This window comes from Salegentibacter sp. 24, from assembly GCF_004362395.1.
In the GTDB taxonomy this organism is placed as follows: domain Bacteria; phylum Bacteroidota; class Bacteroidia; order Flavobacteriales; family Flavobacteriaceae; genus Salegentibacter.
Genome location: NZ_SNWE01000004.1, coordinates 118,211 through 139,015 on the forward strand (window position 1 = coordinate 118,211; position 20,805 = coordinate 139,015).

The 20,805-nt window shown below is 36.2% G+C and carries 20 protein-coding genes and 1 pseudogene; 16 read left to right on the forward strand and 5 right to left on the reverse strand.

Going from position 1 to position 20,805, the window contains the following annotated elements; genetic code table 11:
* Positions 1–4 precede the first annotated feature (4 nt).
* The 9 genes from DET49_RS04050 (at position 5) to DET49_RS04090 (ending at position 7,305) form a co-directional block, all read left to right on the forward strand.
* Complete coding sequence (locus DET49_RS04050; RefSeq protein ID WP_133546818.1) at positions 5–787, forward strand: hypothetical protein; 783 nt, start codon at positions 5–7, stop codon at positions 785–787.
* Positions 780–1,178, forward strand: coding sequence for a hypothetical protein (locus DET49_RS04055; protein ID WP_133546819.1), 399 nt, complete (start codon positions 780–782; stop codon positions 1,176–1,178). The genes DET49_RS04050 and DET49_RS04055 overlap by 8 nt, the downstream gene beginning before the upstream one ends.
* A gap of 170 nt (positions 1,179–1,348) precedes the next feature.
* Complete coding sequence (locus DET49_RS04060) at positions 1,349–1,906, forward strand: toll/interleukin-1 receptor domain-containing protein (RefSeq protein ID WP_208109617.1); 558 nt, start codon at positions 1,349–1,351, stop codon at positions 1,904–1,906.
* A gap of 2 nt (positions 1,907–1,908) precedes the next feature.
* Positions 1,909–3,078, forward strand: a complete 1,170-nt coding sequence (locus DET49_RS04065; RefSeq protein ID WP_133546820.1) for a toll/interleukin-1 receptor domain-containing protein — start codon at positions 1,909–1,911, stop codon at positions 3,076–3,078.
* Positions 3,060–3,656, forward strand: coding sequence for a hypothetical protein (locus tag DET49_RS04070; RefSeq protein WP_133546821.1), 597 nt, complete (start codon positions 3,060–3,062; stop codon positions 3,654–3,656). The genes DET49_RS04065 and DET49_RS04070 overlap by 19 nt, the downstream gene beginning before the upstream one ends.
* 8 nt (positions 3,657–3,664) lie before the next feature.
* The gene (locus tag DET49_RS04075) at positions 3,665–4,159 is read left to right on the forward strand and encodes a TIR domain-containing protein (protein WP_133546822.1); all 495 of its coding nucleotides are present in this window, start codon (positions 3,665–3,667) and stop codon (positions 4,157–4,159) included.
* 152 nt (positions 4,160–4,311) lie between these two features.
* Positions 4,312–5,445, forward strand: a complete 1,134-nt coding sequence (locus tag DET49_RS04080) for a toll/interleukin-1 receptor domain-containing protein (protein WP_133546823.1) — start codon at positions 4,312–4,314, stop codon at positions 5,443–5,445.
* 149 nt (positions 5,446–5,594) lie between these two features.
* The gene (locus DET49_RS04085; RefSeq protein WP_133546824.1) at positions 5,595–5,984 is read left to right on the forward strand and encodes a hypothetical protein; all 390 of its coding nucleotides are present in this window, start codon (positions 5,595–5,597) and stop codon (positions 5,982–5,984) included.
* A complete protein-coding gene (locus tag DET49_RS04090; protein WP_133546825.1) occupies positions 5,977–7,305 on the forward strand; it encodes a hypothetical protein in 1,329 nt (442 codons plus the stop codon). The genes DET49_RS04085 and DET49_RS04090 overlap by 8 nt, the downstream gene beginning before the upstream one ends.
* 6 nt (positions 7,306–7,311) lie before the next feature.
* Here DET49_RS04090 and DET49_RS04095 read toward each other — a convergent pair whose 3' ends face one another.
* Positions 7,312–8,643 carry a tyrosine-type recombinase/integrase gene (locus DET49_RS04095; protein WP_133546826.1) on the reverse strand — a complete coding sequence of 444 codons (1,332 nt, stop codon included), beginning with the start codon at positions 8,641–8,643 and terminating at the stop codon, positions 7,312–7,314.
* Positions 8,644–9,294: 651 nt separating this feature from the next.
* On the opposite strand from DET49_RS04095, the pseudogene DET49_RS18800 reads away from it, so the two are divergent.
* From DET49_RS18800 to DET49_RS04125, 7 genes and pseudogenes are all read left to right on the forward strand, one after another.
* Positions 9,295–9,510, forward strand: a pseudogene (locus DET49_RS18800) (reverse transcriptase domain-containing protein); the annotation flags it as partial.
* Between the two features lie 69 nt (positions 9,511–9,579).
* Positions 9,580–9,969 carry a group II intron maturase-specific domain-containing protein gene (locus tag DET49_RS18805; RefSeq protein ID WP_262707967.1) on the forward strand — a complete coding sequence of 130 codons (390 nt, stop codon included), beginning with the start codon at positions 9,580–9,582 and terminating at the stop codon, positions 9,967–9,969.
* 523 nt (positions 9,970–10,492) lie between these two features.
* Positions 10,493–11,890, forward strand: a complete 1,398-nt coding sequence (gene ltrA / locus DET49_RS04105) for a group II intron reverse transcriptase/maturase (protein ID WP_133546828.1) — start codon at positions 10,493–10,495, stop codon at positions 11,888–11,890.
* A gap of 366 nt (positions 11,891–12,256) precedes the next feature.
* The gene (locus DET49_RS04110; protein ID WP_133546829.1) at positions 12,257–13,063 is read left to right on the forward strand and encodes a sulfite exporter TauE/SafE family protein; all 807 of its coding nucleotides are present in this window, start codon (positions 12,257–12,259) and stop codon (positions 13,061–13,063) included.
* 77 nt (positions 13,064–13,140) lie between these two features.
* Positions 13,141–14,532: an MBL fold metallo-hydrolase gene (locus DET49_RS04115; protein WP_133546830.1), complete on the forward strand. Its 1,392-nt coding sequence runs from the start codon at positions 13,141–13,143 to the stop codon at positions 14,530–14,532.
* A 10-nt stretch (positions 14,533–14,542) separates the two neighbouring features.
* The gene (locus DET49_RS04120; protein WP_133546831.1) at positions 14,543–14,854 is read left to right on the forward strand and encodes a rhodanese-like domain-containing protein; all 312 of its coding nucleotides are present in this window, start codon (positions 14,543–14,545) and stop codon (positions 14,852–14,854) included.
* Between the two features lie 350 nt (positions 14,855–15,204).
* On the forward strand, positions 15,205–15,414 hold the full coding sequence (locus DET49_RS04125) for a hypothetical protein (protein ID WP_133546832.1): 210 nt from the start codon (positions 15,205–15,207) through the stop codon (positions 15,412–15,414).
* Between the two features lie 789 nt (positions 15,415–16,203).
* Here DET49_RS04125 and DET49_RS04130 read toward each other — a convergent pair.
* From DET49_RS04130 to DET49_RS04145, 4 genes are all read right to left on the reverse strand, one after another.
* Entirely contained in the window at positions 16,204–17,421 is a 1,218-nt protein-coding gene (locus DET49_RS04130) for an MFS transporter (RefSeq protein ID WP_133546833.1), read from the reverse strand.
* A 35-nt stretch (positions 17,422–17,456) separates the two neighbouring features.
* Complete coding sequence (locus DET49_RS04135; RefSeq protein WP_133546834.1) at positions 17,457–17,870, reverse strand: DUF6691 family protein; 414 nt, start codon at positions 17,868–17,870, stop codon at positions 17,457–17,459.
* 1 nt (position 17,871) lies between these two features.
* Positions 17,872–18,432: a YeeE/YedE family protein gene (locus DET49_RS04140; RefSeq protein ID WP_133546835.1), complete on the reverse strand. Its 561-nt coding sequence runs from the start codon at positions 18,430–18,432 to the stop codon at positions 17,872–17,874.
* 236 nt (positions 18,433–18,668) lie between these two features.
* Positions 18,669–20,336 carry a bifunctional metallophosphatase/5'-nucleotidase gene (locus DET49_RS04145; RefSeq protein WP_133546836.1) on the reverse strand — a complete coding sequence of 556 codons (1,668 nt, stop codon included), beginning with the start codon at positions 20,334–20,336 and terminating at the stop codon, positions 18,669–18,671.
* Positions 20,337–20,805 lie beyond the last annotated feature (469 nt).

Below are 20,805 nucleotides of genomic sequence, written 5' to 3' on the forward strand. Positions count from 1 at the left end.
AAATATGTATAGAGGTTTCAATTTAGAAATTGATCAAAAATTCAAAACCGGGAAATATCACGAAACTGGATTAGGAATATATAAGATTTTAAAGGACCACGTTCAGCCTTCATTAAATAATTACCTACTTGATAATGGATCTCTAGATGGAGATAAAATTATGGCAGATTGGTTTCCGGATATAGAATGTCATATTTTTTTATCACATTCTCATAAGGACTTAGATACTGCTCTTTATATTGCTGGATTATTATATCATCGGTTTGAAATTATTGTATTTCTAGACTCAACCGTCTGGGGATACTCAGGTGATTTATTAAAGAAAATAGATAATAAATATTGCTATAATGAAAATTCTGACACCTATGATTATAACTCTAGAAATTTCTCTACAAGCCACGTCCATATGATGTTATCGACAGCTTTAAATAATATGATTGATAAAACAGAATGCATAATTTTCCTAAACACACCTAATTCTGTTTCCGCAAATGAAAAAACTTTTTCACCTTGGATTTTTTCAGAATTAAATACCTCAAGAATAATTAGAAAGAAAACACCCTCCAGATTACAAACACAGTTTAAGATGTTTTCTGATAGATCGGTATTAAGTGAAAGCAAAAGATCAGAGCTGCAAATTGAATATCAATTAGAATTATCGCATTTAGTTAAATTATCATTGCAAGATTTATTGGCTTGGACAAATCAATCTCAGTTTCAAAAAGAAAAGGCTTTAGATAATTTGTATAGAATGAAACCACTAAATCAAAAGTTCAGAAATGACTGATAATAAAATTAAACATCTTGAATTTATTCAGAATACAATAAATAGAATGAGCACAAACTCATTTATAATAAAAGGTTGGCTAATTACCTTAGTTTCGGCTTTATTTCTTTTTGGCAAAAATGATATTAATGAAAAATTCATCATAATTTCATTAATTTCTACTATCGCATTTTGGTATATAAACACATTATTTCTAAGACAGGAAAGAAAATTTAGAGCTTTATATAATGAAGTAAGGAAGAAGGATAACATTCACATTGATTTCTCAATGGATACGGGCCAGTATGAAAAAGAAGAATTTTCAGTTGCAGATTGTTTATTTTCAAATACTATTTGGCCATTATATTTAGCGGTATTATTAATTCAAATAATAATTATTTTCGTACTGTAAAACGCACAGCTGCCAACAAAGACGGCTCATCGCAAATAACGAGTAATTTCCAAAAATTGCTATTATAGAAGCCCAATTATTAAACAACTAATCCGACAAATCCGCGTCCTTAATCCCGAACTTGAGATAACCGGGAAAGTTAGCGACAAGTCCTCGAAATGAATATATAAATGGCAATATTTACAAGAAGTGAATTTTCCTCAATAGCTAGAGAAAAAGCAGGATATCAAGGCTTAAAAGGTGTAGCAAACGAAACCAGAAAATTTTCAAAATCTTCTTCCTTAACAAGTATCTTCTTATCTCATTCCCATAAAGATCGTTCAATAATTGAACAGGCCCAATTATTTTTTGAAAATTTGGATATAAGAGTATATGTTGATTGGGCGGATCAAACTATGCCGGAGAGAACTAGCGGAATTACAGCACAAAGATTAAAAAATCAGATTATATCAGGAAATGATAAATTCATACTTCTAGCTACAAATAACGCTGTTGTTTCTAGATGGTGTAATTGGGAGGTAGGAATCGCTGATCCATTTAAATTAAATAAGAAAAAAATGGCTCTACTACCACTGGCCGAAAATAGAGGTAATTGGGATGGTAATGAATATTTGCAAGTTTATCCAAGAATTGAAATAAATGATTTTAAATATAAAAATGGAAAAGGCTATTTCGTTTGGTATCCTGATGGAAATTGGGATACATTAGAGACTTGGCTAAGAAGATAATAATGGAAGCTAAATATCAATTAATTTTATTAGGATCAACAAATGATTTTAAACAGGAGGTAATTTCTGTGTTTCTGAAGCATATTCAAGAATTGGGTATGAATTCAGACTCGGTAGAAATTATTAGTGAAAAAAACTTTAATAGGTATAGAGCAAATTTTCCTGTTTTTTGTATTTATTTCGGTGATACCAATAGTAATTACCAAAACTTAGATTTAATAAAGCAATTATTAGCTGATAGCTCTCTAATTTTACCAGTAGTTAGTAATCTAAAAAATTTAAATTCTGAAATTCCAGAAATTCTGCGTAGCATAAATGGTTTTGAACTAAATTCAAAATATGATATTGAAAAATTAGTTTCGTGTACCTTAGAAGGTTTAAGCTTACTTAGATTATCAAGGAGAGTTTTTATAAGTTACAAAAGGGATGAATCAAGTTCTGTAGCAATACAACTATATGAAAAATTGGAAGCTAATGGCTTTGATGTTTTTTTAGATACTCATAGTGTAAGACCTGGAGAACCATTTCAAGATGAGTTATGGCATAGGATGGCAGATACAGATTTAGTCCTATTGTTAAATACATCTGGATTCTTAAAGAGTGAATGGACAACCAAGGAATTGGCGAAAGCAAATTCAATGTCAATTGGAATATACCAGCTAATTTGGCCTGATCACAAGCAAGAAAGAGAAGCGGAACTTACTATACCAATGAAATTAACTACTTCAGATTTTATTGAAAATGGTAAAATAAATTCTAGAAGTATTTTAAGAGATGAATCGTTAATAAAAATTGTTTCTCAATCAGAATCATTAAGAGCCAGAAGCCTAGCATCCAGGCAGGATAATATTATTTCTGAATTTCTTTCTACGGCAAATAATTTAAGAAAAGCAGCTTGCTTACAATCAGAAAAATTTATCACGTTAAAAAATAGCGATAATGAAGAAGTAGTGATAATACCGACGGTGGGCGTACCTCAAGCGTTTACTTATAACCAGTCTGAAGAGTTAATTTCCCAAATAAAAAATAGAAATGTTGAAAAAGCATACATTTTATATGACCATAGAAATATTAGAGAAAAATGGATTAATCACTTATCTTGGTTAGACAATTATTTACCGATAAAAACTATTAAAATCATAGAGGCAGAAAAATGGCTAAAAAAGATTTAAATAAAATATTCTTGTCGGCTAGTATTCCTATTAAAACTAAAAACCAAGATTTTTACAAAACAGCTGACATTATTGCTATTAGAGATGCTGTTAGAGCACTAGCGACTGTCGTGATTCCGCACGCACATTTAATATGGGGCGGCCATCCCTCGATAACTCCATTGATCCAATTTATTCTGGAAGTCTTGAAAGTCAATCCGCAAAATCACATTACCCTTTACCAGTCAAACTTTTTCGAGAATTCTTTTCCTAAAGAGAATGAATCCATAGAAAATATAGTTTATACAGATAAATTAGTGGATGAAAAAGCTAGCGTAGAACTCTTACGAAGGAGAATGTTGGAGGAAAATAAATTTCAAGCTGGAATATTTATTGGTGGTATGGATGGTGTCATCGAAGAATATAATTTGTTTAGAAAATTGCATTCTGATGCATTATTAATTCCTGTAGCTAGTTCCGGTGCAGCTTCATTGGAAATATTTAATTCCATAAGTCCAAAACCAGATCAGAGACTTTTATCAGATTTTGCCTATATGGCCATGTTTCGAAAATTATTAAAATCAATTATTAATCAATAAAATTTAAAATGGCAAGAAGAGTATTTTTCAGTTTTCATTACAAAAATGATGTTTGGAGGGCTATGCAGGTTAGAAATAGTTGGGTAATTAAGGATGATCGTAAAGCATCTGGATTTATAGATGCTGCTGCTTTTGAAGAGCTAAAAAAGAAAGGAGATGACTCAATAAAAAGGTGGATTAGAGACCAAATAGTTGGCACCTCTGTAACTGTAGTTCTCATAGGAAAAGATACGAATAACAGAGACTACATAAAATACGAACTGGAAAAGAGCTGGGAAAAAGGAAATGGTATACTTGGTATTTATGTTCACACTCTAAAAGATAAAGATGGATATACCAGTGAAAAAGGTGACAATTCATTTGGTCCAATATTTACTAGTTATAAAGATGAAAAAAAATACTTTTTCGAAAGATTTAAAACATATAATTGGAAAACCGATGATGGTTACAACAATATTGGAAAATGGATAGAAGAAGCTTATAACAATCGCCCCAGCCGCTAATAACGGCTCATAGCCAATAAGCACCACCGGTGGAAAGAAAATAATTAACTTATCCAACAAACCAATTCTAAGCTGACAAATCCGCTTCCCTTAATCCGCCAACTGTCGATAAACGAGAACTTTAGCTACCATAATTATAAGAATAATTCCAAATGCAAATAGACTCCCTTTTAATTCGAGATGAATCTAAAGGAATGAATGAAATAAAAAAATTCATTTCTCTCCATAAACTACAGATTAGAAGAATTAAAGCCGAAACCTTTTTAAATACTTCAATTCTTTATCAAAAAATAGATGGAAAATGGGATATCCATTACTATAATTACATTCGTAGAAGAGGAATGGCAATACCTTATTTATATCTAGCTTTAACAAGTATTCTGAGAAGAGAAAAAACATGGTTTGAAACGATAAACCCAATTAAACTTGACGAGTTTAATCAAAAAATTATAATTGAGTCTTTGGGTAGAGATAAAATCAACTTGGATAGTGCTCCGAAATTTAGAAGAGATTATATGCAAGGATTTTATTTAGCATTTGAAATTTCAAAACTTTTGGAAGATAATTTAATTACTCCGAAAGATGCATTCATGCTATTTACGGATTCTGAATTACTAATAGAACATGCCGGATATTATGCGGCCTTAAAAAGGGCTGGTGCTAAAAAAGAGGCAAAAAAAATTGCCGATTTTATGTGGGAGGCGGATCAAGAGGTTTTTTTAAAGACTGGTGAAAGAATTAATGATTGTCTTGAAATGAATAAAATAAGATATGAAGACTTTTTCTATGTGCAACAAAATCATTTCCCATTTTTAAAAACAATTAATTTCGAGGAAAAATTTAGAGCTATGAAAGAAAAAAACGATCATGAATTAGAATTCGATATAGCGATTTCATTTGCCGGACAAGATAGAGAAATAGCTGAGAAATTAGCAACGTCATTAAAAAATAGAGGTTTTGATGTATTTTATGATAATTTTGAAAAATCAAAGATGTGGGGAAAAGATTTATATGAGTACTTAAGTACAATTTATAGTACTAAGGCTAAATATTGTGTAATTCTAATCTCTGATAACTACAACAAAAAACGTTGGACAAGATTGGAAAGAAAAGCAGCTCAATCGAGAGCATTTGAAGAAGAAAACGAATATATACTTCCATTAAGAATTGATGATTCTAGTGTTCCAGGAATTCTTTCTACAACTGGTTATCTGGATTATAATACCATTTCAGAGACAGAAATAATTGAAACATTAATTGATAAAATTAATAATTACGGTAGCTAACAAAGACGGTTAATCGCCAATAGCCGGTAGCGTTAGAAATAAAATAATTAACTTGACTAACAAACCAAACTAAGCCGCCAAATCCGCGTTTTTTATTCCGCCAACTGGCGAACCGAGACCGCTAGCCAAAAGTTAAAAAAACATCATCAATGGAATTAAAATTTCAGGAAAGAATTGACAATATAGAAGATTGTCCTGCGATTAACGAAAACGGAGATAAAACTTTATACAGATTTATTTTGTCAGTTCCTATGGATTCAAATTCATTCAAACCACACTCTTTAATTCATAAACCAAAATTTGATAATATTTGTATTGCTTGGGGTCTATCTACCTATGATAGTTTCAAAAGCGCAAAAGAGGCACTTCAGAATCTACCTAAGAAAACAAGAGAAAAGTTTACGGCAATTGCTGTGAGTGATATTTCTGATGATGACGGTGTAAAGTATCCGACCAAGAATAAAAGACATTATACTTTTTTTCCAAAAAAGGAAGTTGATTTATTAGCTAAATTTGCACTTGTGAAAGAAGATGAATAATAACAAAAAAATATTCGACCTTAATCAATTTCAAAGAATTGAAGACATCATTTTCATTGATGAGCCTATATTGACTCATTACAAAAGAAATGATAAGCATTTTTTATTATACTTAGTTGATACACTTGATAAGATTGACAAATATATAATGCTAGAAGTTGAAGAGCAAACTATATATCAATACTTAACTAAAAGCTTATCTCTTCGAGATTTAATATTGCAGAATAAAAATATTGGATATTTTTTAGAGCAAGATTTTAAGGGCAATATTCTGGACTTAGAAATTATTCAGACACAGTCGATAGATAATAACTATCTTCCTTTACAAGATTCGTTTCTTGAATATCAGCCTTCTGTAAATTCCTATTATTATAAGTTTATCAAAGAATATGAATCAGATTCTTATTTATTAAGTTTACGTCAAGACGCATTTTACGTAAAATTCGCACCTAACAACACGAAGTATGCTGATACAATTGGACTAAATGAACTTGCGACGGATTTACTTTCAAATTTATCTAAATCTTTTAAGAGTTTTCTAAAAGCAGATTTTTTCATTGCTTTTAAAGAACTTAAAACTGACAATGCCAAACTTAAACAGATTTTCAACAGAATTCTTCCAGACCTCGATTTCAGAATGGTAGATTTAAAATATGGAAGTTTTGAAGTCGGTTTAGCGGTAGATAAGATTATGAAAAATTCAATTCAGGATAGAAAAATTAAAGATTGGGCTTTAGACGTCGGTTATAAATATAAAAATATTGTTTTAGATGAAGATTACGATGAAGAAACTGTAAATCATATTATAAATTCTTATGATGAGGAAGATAGAAAGAGGATATTTAATCCAATTTTCAAAATAACTCAAAATCCAAATTATAGCCTTCAAATTAAAGATTCCAAGAATGAAAAATATTCGACAATTAAAATTAAAAATACGAATACTATTGAGAAAATATTACCACCGTCAAATTTTGTAAAGGAATTAGAGGATAAAAAAGAATACGGGATAGTTCAATTCACAACTTTAGTTGATAAAAATAACATAAGTCAAACTGTAAAAATTGAAAACACTTTATTCAATTCGACCGATAATACAGATGTTATTCTTACAAATAAAGAATTTGAGAAATACGGTTATGAAGTTAATTTTGAAATTTCAATACCATTGAATATTCGTGCGGAAAAAGACACAATATTTTTGACTGCCATTTATGATGAGTTAGAATTTCAAGTAGTTTACCATTCTGATAAAATCGTTGAGGGAATGAAGAAGATAACATCGAACATATTTGAATATATACTTAATAAATCGCAATAAAAGAATTCAAAAATTGATTACACTATCCAAAGCATCATCTGCATCTCTATGAATAAAGTTGGCCTGGTAATTTAGCGTGGTTTTTAAATCACTATGGCGGTAAAGCTTTTGTAACATTAAGGGGTGTATTTTATCTCCGGCTATGTTTCCAAAAGTATGACGGGCTATGTGGTTTGAAAGGTTTTTGTCTATTTTACACTCGTCAGCTATTCGTTTCAGGAATTTATTTAAAACCTTAGTAGCGTTTCTCATTTTAAGAAATACGCTTTTTGGATCCTGTTGATCAGCATCTTTTAAAAATGGAAAAATATAGCCATTGTTTTCCGTCTTATCCATCAGATAGAGATTAAAGATAGTTTTGGCTTTGTCCGGGACTTTAAAGCTCAATGGTTTTTCATTTTTATTCATCACATAGTACAAGCGGCCATCTTTTATATCTGTCCACTTCAAGGCTACAACATCTGAAATTCTTATACCCGCAAAGTAGAAGGAAACAAGCCAGATATTCTTGGTATGCCATATTGAAGAATGACTTTCCACTGCAAGATTTTCTATTTTGGTAACTTCCTCAGCTGTCAGTCCAATTTTATTTCCTGAACCAATTCTGATTTTTTCTTTTTCGCCCGCGAAAGGATAATACTTTTGAGAAACAATCCCGTCTTTTATAGCAACATTAAAAAGGGTTCTAATAAAAATAAGTTGGTTGGTAATGGTCCTGGTCTTTTGTCCTAGGTAAGTGGAGCAGAAGGCTTTGAACTTATTTAGAAATGATTCATTAATTTCCCGAAACTCCAGCCGGGTATTTCTCTTAAAATAGGTAATGGCATCTTCAAAGGAATATTCACCTTTACGGGTCTTACTCACTCTTATTCGCCTTCGCTCTTTTATTGATTTTATAACCGCCTCTTTTCTTTGACTGGTTTTGAGGTTCAGAAATTCTTCCAGATTATAGAGAATAGACAGCTCAGATTTCGCAACAGAAAAAGTTCCTTTATCATATTTTTGCTTTACACGTTCTGCCGCTACTGCAAAGAAAGATTGGGAACCTCCCGGCCCTTTGAGTTTGTTTTTAATCTGTCTGGGCGTCAAATCATCTTCTGAATGAAAATACAAATCTTGGGCCTCGGTCATTTTCTTCATCAGGAAATGATTCAGTTTTTTATGGTTGGGATGGCTTTTTTTAGCCTTTCCAAACTTTTTGTCCCAATCTTTTTCAAGAATATAGTGTCCAAGCCAATGGTAATTTGTCTTATAATTTTCACTAATTCTAAGTGCAAGAGGAATAGTGTCATCTTTCCTGATCATATTTTTGCGCAAGACAATTTTTATACTGGCCATAACGAACTTATTTTTAGATATTTAAATATAGATAAAAATTCTAAAAACTAGTACAGAATAAGTACAGAATAATTCCATTTTACCTGTTATTCTTTGATATCAATAAAAATGTAAAGGCTTGGAAAACATAGCGTTTATGGGTGTTTGGTGAATTTTGAGGCTCCTCTAATTCCAGCTCATAACCCGAAGGTCACTGGTTCGAGTCCAGTTCCCGCTACTAGCAAAGACAAGGCTTCACAGAAATGTGAAGCCTTTTTTTTGTGTGCCGTGCATGGCGTATAACTCGACGGTGAAAGTCCGTTATGAGGGTTTATAGCTACCTATCATTAGCTAAGAGCAAGGGTGTCCACCGCGAGGTGGAATCTGAAGGAAGCTTAGGGCAAAGTTCCGGCCCGAGGAACACGAACATCATCAGGCATATTCAGTTTGGACGAGTTTGCAAAACAAAACGAAATCCTAAAGCTATACAGAAACTGGAGTGTAAATGATGCGGGCAAGTGGAATGAAAGTTATATGTCTTACCGCGGGAGGGCTCACAGACGCGTGGAAACAAAGTATGAAATGCGGTTGAAACAAGATTTGTTGTGAGCATTCAGCCGATGCCATAGTACCGGATGGGCGACATCTTCCGGGAAGGGTCCTTTAAGTCCGCTATTGAGCAATATTATACTCAATGAGCTGGATCAGGAACTCCATAGAAAGGGACATCGCTTTGTCCGCTATGCGGACGATCTTGTGATTTTATGCAAGAGCAAACGAAGTGCGCAACGAAGCCTTCGTAATATCATTCCCTTTATCGAGAATAAATTGTTCCTCAAAGTAAACCAGGAGAAAACCACTGTAGGCTATATCTCTAAAATTAAATTCATGGGCTATGGTTTCTATAAAAGAAAAGAAGGTTGCCGGCTTCGAGCACATCCCAGCAGCATTACCCGAATGCGGAAGCGAATTACGGAGCTTACCTGCAGGAGTAATGGTTGGGGAAATGATCGAAGGAAGCAGGAACTCCGGCAATTTATAAGAGGCTGGGTGAACTATTTTAAGTTGGCCGATATGAAAAAGCTAATGATTAGAATAGATGAGTGGTATAGAAGACGACTCAGGATGATTATTTGGAAGCAATGGAAACGGATTAGAATCCGTTTTAGCAATCTCTTAAAACTTGGTTTAACCAAATCCAAGGTAAGGGAATTTGCAAACACCCGAAAAGGTTATTGGCAGATTGCCAGTAGTCCCATCCTTAACCGAACTATTACCACGGAACGCCTGGCTAAAGCTGGATATACCTTCTTTACGGATTGCTATAGGAAAGTCAGGGTAAACTAAGGAACCGCCGTATACGAGAACCGTACGTACGCGTGGTGTGAGAGGACAGATAGGGAATTAATCCCTATCTTCCTACTCTATGTGCGCCGTGCATGGTGTATCACTTGACGGTGAAAGTCCGTTATGAGGGTTTATAGCTACCTATCATTAGCCAATGGCAAGGGTGTCCACCGCGAGGTGGAATCTGAAGGAAGCCGGCGGCAAAGTTCTGGTCCGAGGAACACGAACATCATATAAGGCATATCTGGTCTGGATGAACTTACATTGCAAAGCAAAGTCCTAAAGCTATACGGAAGGCCAGAAGGTGTAAATGATGCGGATATATGGAACGAAGGTGGTATGTCTTACCGCGGGAGATCTCACAGACATAGCGGAATAATATGCTATGGTTGAAATAAGATTTACTGTGAGAAGTCAGCTGACGTCGTAGTACCCAGAGCTAACGAGGTGCATAAACTGCACAGGTCTCACAACTGGGGAAGGACTGAATCTTAAGAAGTAAGAAGTAAATGACTGTTACCTTATGAAGGGAAGAATGCAGAAAATATCGACAGATACCTGGCTGCAAAAGGATAGGGCGGAACCCGAAAGCTATGCAGCAGGGCAGACCTACATGAGGATAACTGAAAACAACCTTACTGATGTTACTACTTTAGAAGATGGATTATTAGAACAGATCCTGTCTCCTTCCAACCTGAACCGGGCCTATAAAAAGGTTCGGAACAACAAAGGAAAAGGAGGAGTGGACAAGATGGAAGTCGATGACTTAAAGAACCATCTTGTGGAAAACAGGGATGAACTATTACGATCTATCAGGGACGGGAAGTACCGTCCCAATCCAGTCAGACGGGTAGAGATACCTAAAGAGAATGGCAAGAAACGACTATTAGGCATACCCACTGTGGTAGACCGGGTAGTCCAACAAGCCATCACTCAAGTACTCTCTCCTATTTACGAACAGCAGTTCTCACCACACAGCTACGGCTTCAGACCAGGAAGGAACGCTCTCCAAGCACTAAGTAAATGTAGAGACTATATCACAGACGGATATATCTATGCCGTCGATATGGATCTGCAACAGTTCTTCGATACTGTTAACCACAGTAAACTTGTGGAAGTACTATCCAGAACTATTAAGGATGGACGAGTTATCTCGCTTATCCATAAATATCTTCGTGCCGGAGTGGTCACCGGAAATAAGTTTGAACAAACCAAGCTAGGGGTGCCCCAAGGAGGACCACTAAGTCCGCTTCTGGGCAATATCATGCTCCATGAGTTGGACAAGGAACTCCATAGTAGAGGCCACCGCTTCATCCGCTATGCGGACGACCTTATGGTCCTTTGCAAAAGCAAACGAAGCGCAGAGAGAACGCTGCGGAACATTATTCCTTTCATAGAGGATAAATTATTCCTTAAGGTGAATAAGGGGAAAACCAATGTGTCTTATATCTCCAAGATTAAATTCCTCGGATACACCTTCTACCGATATAAAGGAAAAGGCAGACTCCGAGTCCACCCTATCAGTATCCAAAAGATGAAACGACGTATAAAGTTGTTGACGTCAAGGAGCAACGGGTGGGGTGAGGCCAGACGAAAGGAGGCGCTCAACCAATTTATCAGAGGTTGGGTGAACTACTTTAAACTGGCTGATATGAAAAGTTTAATGCAGAAAGTAGACCTATGGTATCGCAGACGGTTACGAATGTGTATCTGGAAAAGATGGAAACTCATACGATCCCGACTAAGGAATCTCCGAAAACTAGGGATATCCAACTCTAAAGCGCTAAAACTGGCGTCAATAAGAAAGGGATACTGGAAAATATCAGGAACTCCTACGCTTAATGTTGCAATAACCAAAGAGCGCCTAAGAGAAGCGGGGTACACTTTCTTACTGGATTCTTTTCTAAAGTGGAATACATAAATTAAGAAACCGCTCAGTACGGACCCGTACGCTGAGTGGTGTGAGAGGACAGATAGGGAACAATAATCTTAATAAGATAATCCCTGTCTTCCTACTCGATTGCAATGGGTACAGAATAGATTGATTCTCAAAAAATAATTTTAATAGATATTAAATAACTGCATTTAATTCATCGAATGGGTGCTCATTTTAATTATACATTCCTTTGTTGAACGTATGCTTATAAAAAAGTATAATTCTCACACATTCATAATGAACTAAAATCCAAAGTTTACTTGGGATTTTTTAGTTTACATACCTCTGTAACCATTGTTACTTTATATAATTCTATTACGCCCTAAGTTTGCCTGAATTTAAATTTTACAAATGGAGTTAATAGATATTGTTGGTTACTTAGGCGCTCTTTTAATAGGAGTTGTATTAGGGTTAATTGGAGGCGGTGGTTCAATTCTTACCGTCCCCATTTTGGTATATGTACTCGCCATTAACCCTGTTGTGGCCACGGCCTATTCCTTATTCATTGTTGGAGCCACATCTCTGGTGGGTGCTTTTAAGAATATGCAGGAAAAACTGGTGGATTTTAAAACTGCCATTGTATTTTCCATCCCTGCTTTTGTCTCAGTATATCTTACCAGGAAATTTGTAGTACCAGCTATCCCGGACCATATTTTTACTCTTTTTGGTTTTGAGGTTACCAAGGATATCGGAATCATGCTATTTTTTGCCATTGTAATGATTGTGGCTTCGATCTCTATGATTCGGGAGAACAAAACTAAAAATACTGATAGTGACATTGATGCCCAACCTGAATTTAATTATCCTCTTATAATAATTGAAGGAATTGTAGTTGGTCTCCTTACAGGAATCGTTGGTGCCGGAGGTGGTTTTCTTATTATACCTGCACTCGTTTTACTGGCCAAACTGCCTATGAAAAAGGCTGTAGCAACTTCTTTACTCATTATAGCGGTTAAATCGCTTATAGGCTTTATAGGAGACATTCAGAATTTGAATATTGAATGGCCATTTTTATTGATTTTTACTGGAATATCTGTGGTAGGAATATTTTTGGGGATTTACTTAAACCGTTTTATAGAGGGTAAGAAATTAAAAAGAGCTTTTGGATGGTTTGTTTTAATAATGGGAATTTACATTATTGGAAAGGAAATCATTTGAGGCCTTGTAACTAATGTTACTGATAGGCTTATCCTATCAGTTTATCTTTAAAATATTAATTATAAAATTTTAAAACTATGTTTTTTCAACACGTATATGATAAAACCCTTGCCCAAGCTAGCTATGTAATTGGCTGCCAAAAAACCGGGGAATCTATTGTTATAGACCCGAAAAGGGATATTGACACCTATTTAGAAATTGCACAAAAAAACAACCTAAAAATCACTCATGTTGCTGAAACTCATATTCACGCGGATTTTCTGGCAGGAACCCGGGAATTGGCTCAGGTAACCGGGGCTAAGATGTATCTTTCTGATGAGGGTGGCCCTGATTGGAGCTACGAATTTTCACACGAAGGCCTTAAAAATGGGGATAAAATAAAAGTAGGAAACTTAAGCCTTGAAGTGATGCACACACCAGGGCATACCCCTGAAAGCATCACATTTATCTTAACTGATAATCCTGCAACGAAGGAGCCGGTGATGGTTTTTACGGGTGATTTTGTTTTTGTGGGTGATATAGGTCGACCCGACCTACTGGAAAAGGCTGCTGGATTAAAAGGCACCCAAGATAAAGGTGCCGAGCAGATGTATGATTCCATTAAAAAATTTAGCGAGCTTCCAGAATTCATTCAACTTTGGCCTGGTCACGGTGCAGGTTCGGCTTGTGGAAAATCTTTGGGTGCTGTGCCAAGTTCAACAATTGGTTATGAGCTTATCCGAAACTGGGCCTTTCAATATCCTAAGGATAAAAAAGGGTTTACAACCTACTTACTGGATGGTCAACCTGAGCCACCAAAATACTTCGCGATGATGAAGAAATTAAATCGGGTGGATCGACCATTATTACCAGAAGTTCCTGTTCATAAAAAGCTTTCTGCTGACGAATTTAAATCGGCTTATGAGGAAGGAACTAAAATTATTGATGCCAGAGATAAAGCAGAGTTTGCTAAGGCTCACTTACCTGGAACGCTTCATATAGAGGGTAATAATTCATTTGCAACCTGGGCTGGATGGCTAGTTGATTATAATGAAGATTTTATCATTATTGCAGATGAGTCACAAATGGAAGACCTGACCAGGAAACTGATGCGAATAGGACTTGATAATATAAAGGGCTTTGTTTCTGAAATTGATGATTTGGGAATCAATTTGGAAGAATCCGAAATTATTTCATTGGAGGAATTTAAATCCTATTTAGGGAATCCCGAGGTACAGGTTGTTGACGTTCGAGGTGTCTCTGAATACCAGGAAGGACATATTAAAGGTGCGGATAATGTTTTTGTAGGTACTTTGCCTGATAACCTGGATAAAGTTTCCAAAGAGAAATTAAAATTGGTGCATTGTCAAAGTGGATCCAGGGCTACTATCGCGGCATCGGTTCTTCTGCGTAACGGCTTTAAAAATCTAAAAGTCTTTTCAGGAGGCATGGAGCAATGGAATGCAAAGAATGAACCGGTTGTAAATTAAAAATATATCAATGAAAAATCTAACAAAAGAGGAATGGAAAAAGCAGCTTGCTGAAACTTCCCAACCACAAATCATAGATGTACGTACTAAAGAGGAATTTGCGGCAGGACACCTTAAAAATGCACGTCAGCTGGATATTATGCAGCAGCAAGGATTTATGGAGGCTATAAAAGACCTGGATAAAAATAAAAACTATTATGTGTATTGTAGAAGCGGAAACCGAAGTTCCCAGGCGTGTAGAATTATGGAAGCCCATGGGGTTAATAGCACCTATAATCTTATAGGAGGATTGCTTGAATGGGATGGTGAGATTGTAAAGTAACTTCATAAATAAGTATTTGCTTATTGGCTGGTTAAAGAAGGGAAAGGTTGTCTTAAATGGCAGCCTTTTTCTATTTGAAACATTAGCTAACTCATTTTTCTAAATGAAATTCTAGAATTTTTAATACTGTTCCATGCCTGCTGACTCTAACATAACTTAGGGATGATTCACTTAAAAAAAATATCAGATGAGTAATAGGTAAATCATTGATTGACAGTATATAAAAATAAAAAAGAATTAAGAAATATAGCTGGGATATTTTTGTAGAGGGTGTAATTTGAAGTCTGTCTGAGAATTTTTATGTCAATCTCAAACAAGAATTACACTGACACGGTTAGAATTTAAAAAGCTTGAAAAATAGCACTAAAACAATTGAAAACCGGCAAAAGTTTCTTTGGGAAGTTCTTACCGAAATTACCGACAGGATTAGTCATATTAAGGCTTGGCTAAATCGTCCACTTGAAAAGTTCTTTTGTATTGAATGGTTGGACGCGATGCACTACAAAGTAAAAGTGAATGGGAAGAACCATATAGCGCTTTATAATATTCCGGGTATATAAACAGGCGCTTGGAATTGATTGCTGAAAGCGAAGCTGCACTTTTTGACTTCAGATTCCTTACTGACCCTTAGAAATGGCGGCTAGAAGGTATCCTGATTGCTTGAAAACCAAAAAGGCATCACAGAGGTTTACTTAGCATTTTTCAGAAAACAGTGGTTCCGCTTTATAAAATTAATTTATCCAATAAGGTACGCAATGAAAAATGTGATTATAGGGATCAGAAGCAGTTTATGACAGGCTTAAAAATAGTATATCCTGCTACCAGTAAAGAAATAGCAGAAGACCAACTTCTGAACCTGGAGTAGAAATATAAGGGGGTTATTGAAAACTGGCAGAACAACTGGGAATACCTATCACACTACTTTTAAATATACCAACCCATCCGCATTCATCCATAACACCAATGATAGCCAAGACCAAAGGAGCTTTAGCAATAATATGCCTGTTAAAACTGATCTTCCTGACCACTCAGGGTATCTAAAAGAAATGGACAACTCCTTCATAACTGGAGGTTGACCATCCCGTAATTATATAATAGAGTTAAAGACCGAATTATTCTTCTTTTGAGGACCACTTCATCGGGTAAACCCTTGTGTTGCGAAGGAAAGCATTGGAGGTTACCCCTTCTTTTTGAATACTGATATTAATCAAGAAAGTATTGCTAAAATAGATGTCTAAAAAATTTTAAATTTCATATCACACTTCCACTTTTTAAGTCAGTATAAGTATATTTTTTTCATAATGGAGAAGTGATCAAACGCATTAAGCTATTTCTCCTCACCAATTTTATTAGGTTACATTTATTTTGCCTGGCATCCTGAATTTGATAATTATTGAAGAAAGAATGGTTAAACCTCCAATTAAAAAAATAGCATATTCCACACCAAATAGATCGGCAGTTACTCCGGAAATTACCGCTCCAAAAGCGTAACCTAAATCTCTCCAAAGTCGAAAGGAGCCTATACTTTCGGCTCGTTGCTTTGGGCTTGTTGCCTGGGCAATAGTTGAAAGAAAAGTAGGGTAAACCAATGCGGTTCCCAAACCAAGTATGGCAGAAATTGATGCTAAAACATAAAAATCACGACTAAAGGGAATAAATAAAATCGCGAAACCTTGCAAAAGCATTCCCCAAAATAGCATTTTTTTCTTTGAATAATGGTCAGACATTTTTCCTGTAAAAAGCTGTCCTACGCCCCAAACACCTGGATAAATTGCGGTTATAATTCCAATATTTTCACTATTGTAGTTCAGTGATAGTAATAGGATCGGGAGTAAACCCCAAATCATACCGTCATTCAGATTATTAACTAAACCGGCCTGGGTCACCGAGCTCAAAGTTTTATTTTTGAAGGTCGTCTCTAAAAACACATTATCAAGTTGTGCTGTATTATTTGTTAAACTCTCCTTACGAACAAATTCCCCGGTATCTTTTACCCATAAAGCGGTTAGAATGAAACCTACAATGGAAATGAAAATACCAATATAAAACGGATAAGGAGTTACCCCGTAATTGTTAGCAACAAATCCGGTTAAAAATGCAACGATCCCAACCGCAAAATAACCTGCAAACTCATTTAAGCCCATTGCTAAACCGCGATCTTTTTTACCCACAAGGTCAATTTTCATAACTACGGTACTACTCCAGGTGAAACCCTGGCTTATTCCCAATAGTACATTGGCCAAAATCACCGCATTCCAATTTGGTGCAAAAATGAGTATAAATGGCACAGGAATAGCAATTAGCCAACCAAACAGTAATAAATTTTTACGACCAAATTTATTCGCGAGTCTTCCTGTATAGTAGTTTGCAATTGCTTTAGTAATGCCAAATGCCGTAATAAATGATAGTATTGCAGTTTTTGAAGCAACACCAAATTCCAATTCCGCAAATTGCGGAAAAATAGAACGTTCCATTCCTATCATTCCACCAACAAATGCATTTACAATTACTAATAGTGTAAATTGCTTCCAGTTCTCCTTTAATCCTAGATTTACGGCATTTGTCATTTCCTATTTTATTTAATCCTGGAATTCCTAGCTCGTTAATGAGGTAGTTTACTTCTAACCAGACCGTACACAAAAGTTCCCAGAAGGGAGCCTCCAACAACTATCAGGATAGAATAAAAGCCAGCTCCTGTTAGCACATACATTGGGCCGGGACAAGCACCGGCTAGCGCCCATCCAAGGCCAAAAATAATTCCGCCTATCAGGTACCTGGACACACTTTGTTTTTTAGGTTTTAACTGCATTTCCTGATTTCCGAAAGCTTTGATATTGTTACGTTTGATAATTTGTACACCAAGGATACCGAGGAGCAAGGCAGAACCGATGATCCCATACATATGGAAAGATCCGAATTCAAACATTTCATATATTCTAAACCAGGAGGCAGCTTCGGATTTATACATGATTATTCCGAAGAAAACCCCGACTGCTAAATACGTTATATATCTCATATCAATTAAATATTAATGGGTACAACAAATGGATCATAACCAGTCCACCAATAAAAAAGCCTATAACGGCCATAAGCGATGGTAACTGTAAATTGCTCAATCCGGAGATAGCATGCCCAGAGGTGCATCCTCCTGCATAACGTGCCCCAAATCCGACTAAAAAACCTCCTAAGATTAGAATACCAAGTACAAAAGGATCACTTAATTGATATGAAGCAAATAATTCCGGAGGTAAGTAGGCCTCACCTGCGCTATCTATCCCGTATTCCTGGGAAAGTTTCTGAGCAATATCCGGATTGATTTCCACGGTGTTATTTGACATATAATGAGAGGCCAAAAACCCGCCTATCACAGCACCAATAACCACCATTAAATTCCAACGCTCCTTTTTCCAGTCAAACCTAAAAAAATCTGCAGCTTTTCCGGCTCCACCGATGGAACACATGGTGCGAAGGTTGGAAGACATACCAAATTGTTTGCCGGCAAAGAGTAATATAAACATCACCAGGGCAATTAGGGGCCCGGAAACATACCAGGGCCAGGGTTCATATATTAAATCCATAATTTTATTTTGATGCGAAATTCACTTATTTCGCTATTTAACACAGTAACATAGGTTACATAGACTAATAACTTGAAATTCAGTGATGAAATTAATTTTTATTTAAGTAAAATTATTAAGCAAAATTTATACGTAAAAAGAAATAGCAGTCCTATTCATCAAACTTGTTTTTATTATCATAATAGGTAAAAGTGAAATACCCTTTAGGATGATCATTCCTAAAGGGTGTCTATTAATTATTGAAATTCATAATCGGTTCCCGGGATGGTGGAAAAAGATTTTTCTCCCAAGACCTCGCAGTAGGCGCGGCCTTCCAGTTTTGGAGCGACCGGGGAATGCTTTTGCAGGTATTCCTCAACTACTTCGTGGATGGTATAATCTTTTACTTCCACGTCTTTTACATTGGGCATTCGGCATAAATTATCAAGGGGGTCACCGGGGCGAACACAGGCAGAAATGGTATAGTATTTATCCTCCTGCATTTCCTGGCCTTTTATCCTTACTGATTGGATGCGTTGACCTTTTTCATTTTCAGAATTAAAATCGACTTCCATTCCTGAAAAGCGTACCAGCCAGCCGCCAAATCGTTCCGTTGAACTCTGGGCAAAAGCATTATGCATTTCCTTTTCCAGCCATTCCTTAATCTGTTTTCCAGTCGCTTTCCCGGTTTTCACCTTTTCGTTTACGGGAAGCAGGTTCCATAAATTGGCACGGGTAATGGGTGCGGGTTCCCCGTTTTCGGTCACTATGGGATTGCCAAAACGAAATCCGTTGGATATGGAAATATCGACCCCGGTCTTCCAACGGGCCGCGTCGGTGATCATATTATCCATGGGGTTTTCCACGGTAAGATACCGGTAAATTGGAGTCGTGGTATGACCCACCACCGTTTCCAAATGTTCTTTATAAGGAGCTTTGGCTTTTTTTACCAGTGCTGCGATTTCCGGATCAGCCGAATATTTTTCAGGATCAACATCCATCAATTCATAATCTTCCGCTACGATTTCGCCATCTTCAAAATACAGGTTCAATTTACCTACGAAAGAGCCAAAGGCCCCGGGCTCGGTAACTTTCGCATACTTCCCTTCAATGGGTTTTCTCACCCGCTCGTGGGTATCGTTTCCGAAGATATAATCCACTTCTTTGGCAATTGGGTTATTGGCCAGCTCTACCTGCTTAAAGATTCCAAAATGGGTGACCAGGAAAAGCGCATCTACCTTTTCCTCTTTCTTTACTTTTTGAATAAGGTCTGCCACTCCATCTTCAAGTCCGCTAAACTCGATGCCTTCGCTAAAGATCGGGTTTTGCCGAACCGGTACATCGGGATCGTTGATACCGATGAAACCGAGTTTTACCCCTTCAATCTCTTTGATCCAGTAGGGGGGAAACAGTTCTTCTTTTCCTTCTTCGTGAAACATATTTTGGACAATGACCGGTGTCTCAAAACCCTTTAAAATGTTCATCATAGTTTCCTTACCGTATACCACTTCCCAATTTCCGGGAACCATTAGGTCGTAGTCCATTTCTTTAATAATATCAGGAAAAATTTTTCCTTCAGAAAGCGCGGCATAACCACTGCCCTGAATGAGGTCGCCCCCATCCAGGATCACAGTATTTGGATTTTTGGCCCTTTCTTCTTCAAAGAGGGTCTGGATATGGGCGAGCCCGCCACGCTGTTTAAAAACGATTTCTTCGTTCTCCCAAAACAGTTCGGGATGGGAATCAAGTTGTCCGTGGATATCAGCGGTTTGTAAAATGGTAATTTTGACCCTGTCACTATTATTATCCTGATCTTTTTCTGCTGTGTCCTTAGCTTCTGCATGTTTGCAAGAGTTAACCAAGACCGGGAGGAGTATTATAAGCAATAGGTTTGCAGTAGTTTTTATCTTTTTATTTAAAGTCATAGATGTGTTTTAAAATTTTAAATCTGCAAGGATTTTTTGTACTTGCAGGAAATCCGTCTTTTAAAGTTCAATGCTGAAATATCCTTTTTTCTGAAGCTGGAAATTATGGAGTATTCCATTTTCCACGATGTCCATTTTCGAAGGGATTTCCTGAGGGTCCACCCCAAATTTGTTGAGGGAAAAACCACAGGCCTTTAGCGAAACACCGGCTTTTTCGGCCCGGTCTATAAATTTTTTCATAGCTGCTTTATCGCTCAATCCTTTTACGGTCTGTCCGCAAACGATCACCTGGAAATCACCAAAATTATTTCCATCTTCAATTTTGAGTTCTTCCGCTGTTATCAAAATAGGTTGGAGCTGTGGGATTTTCTTTGTCAATATCACGTAGTTGTTTTTATCGGGATCATGGTGTTGAGCCTTCATGTTTAAGGAAGAAAGTATTGTCAGAGCAGTTAAAATAAAAAGTATC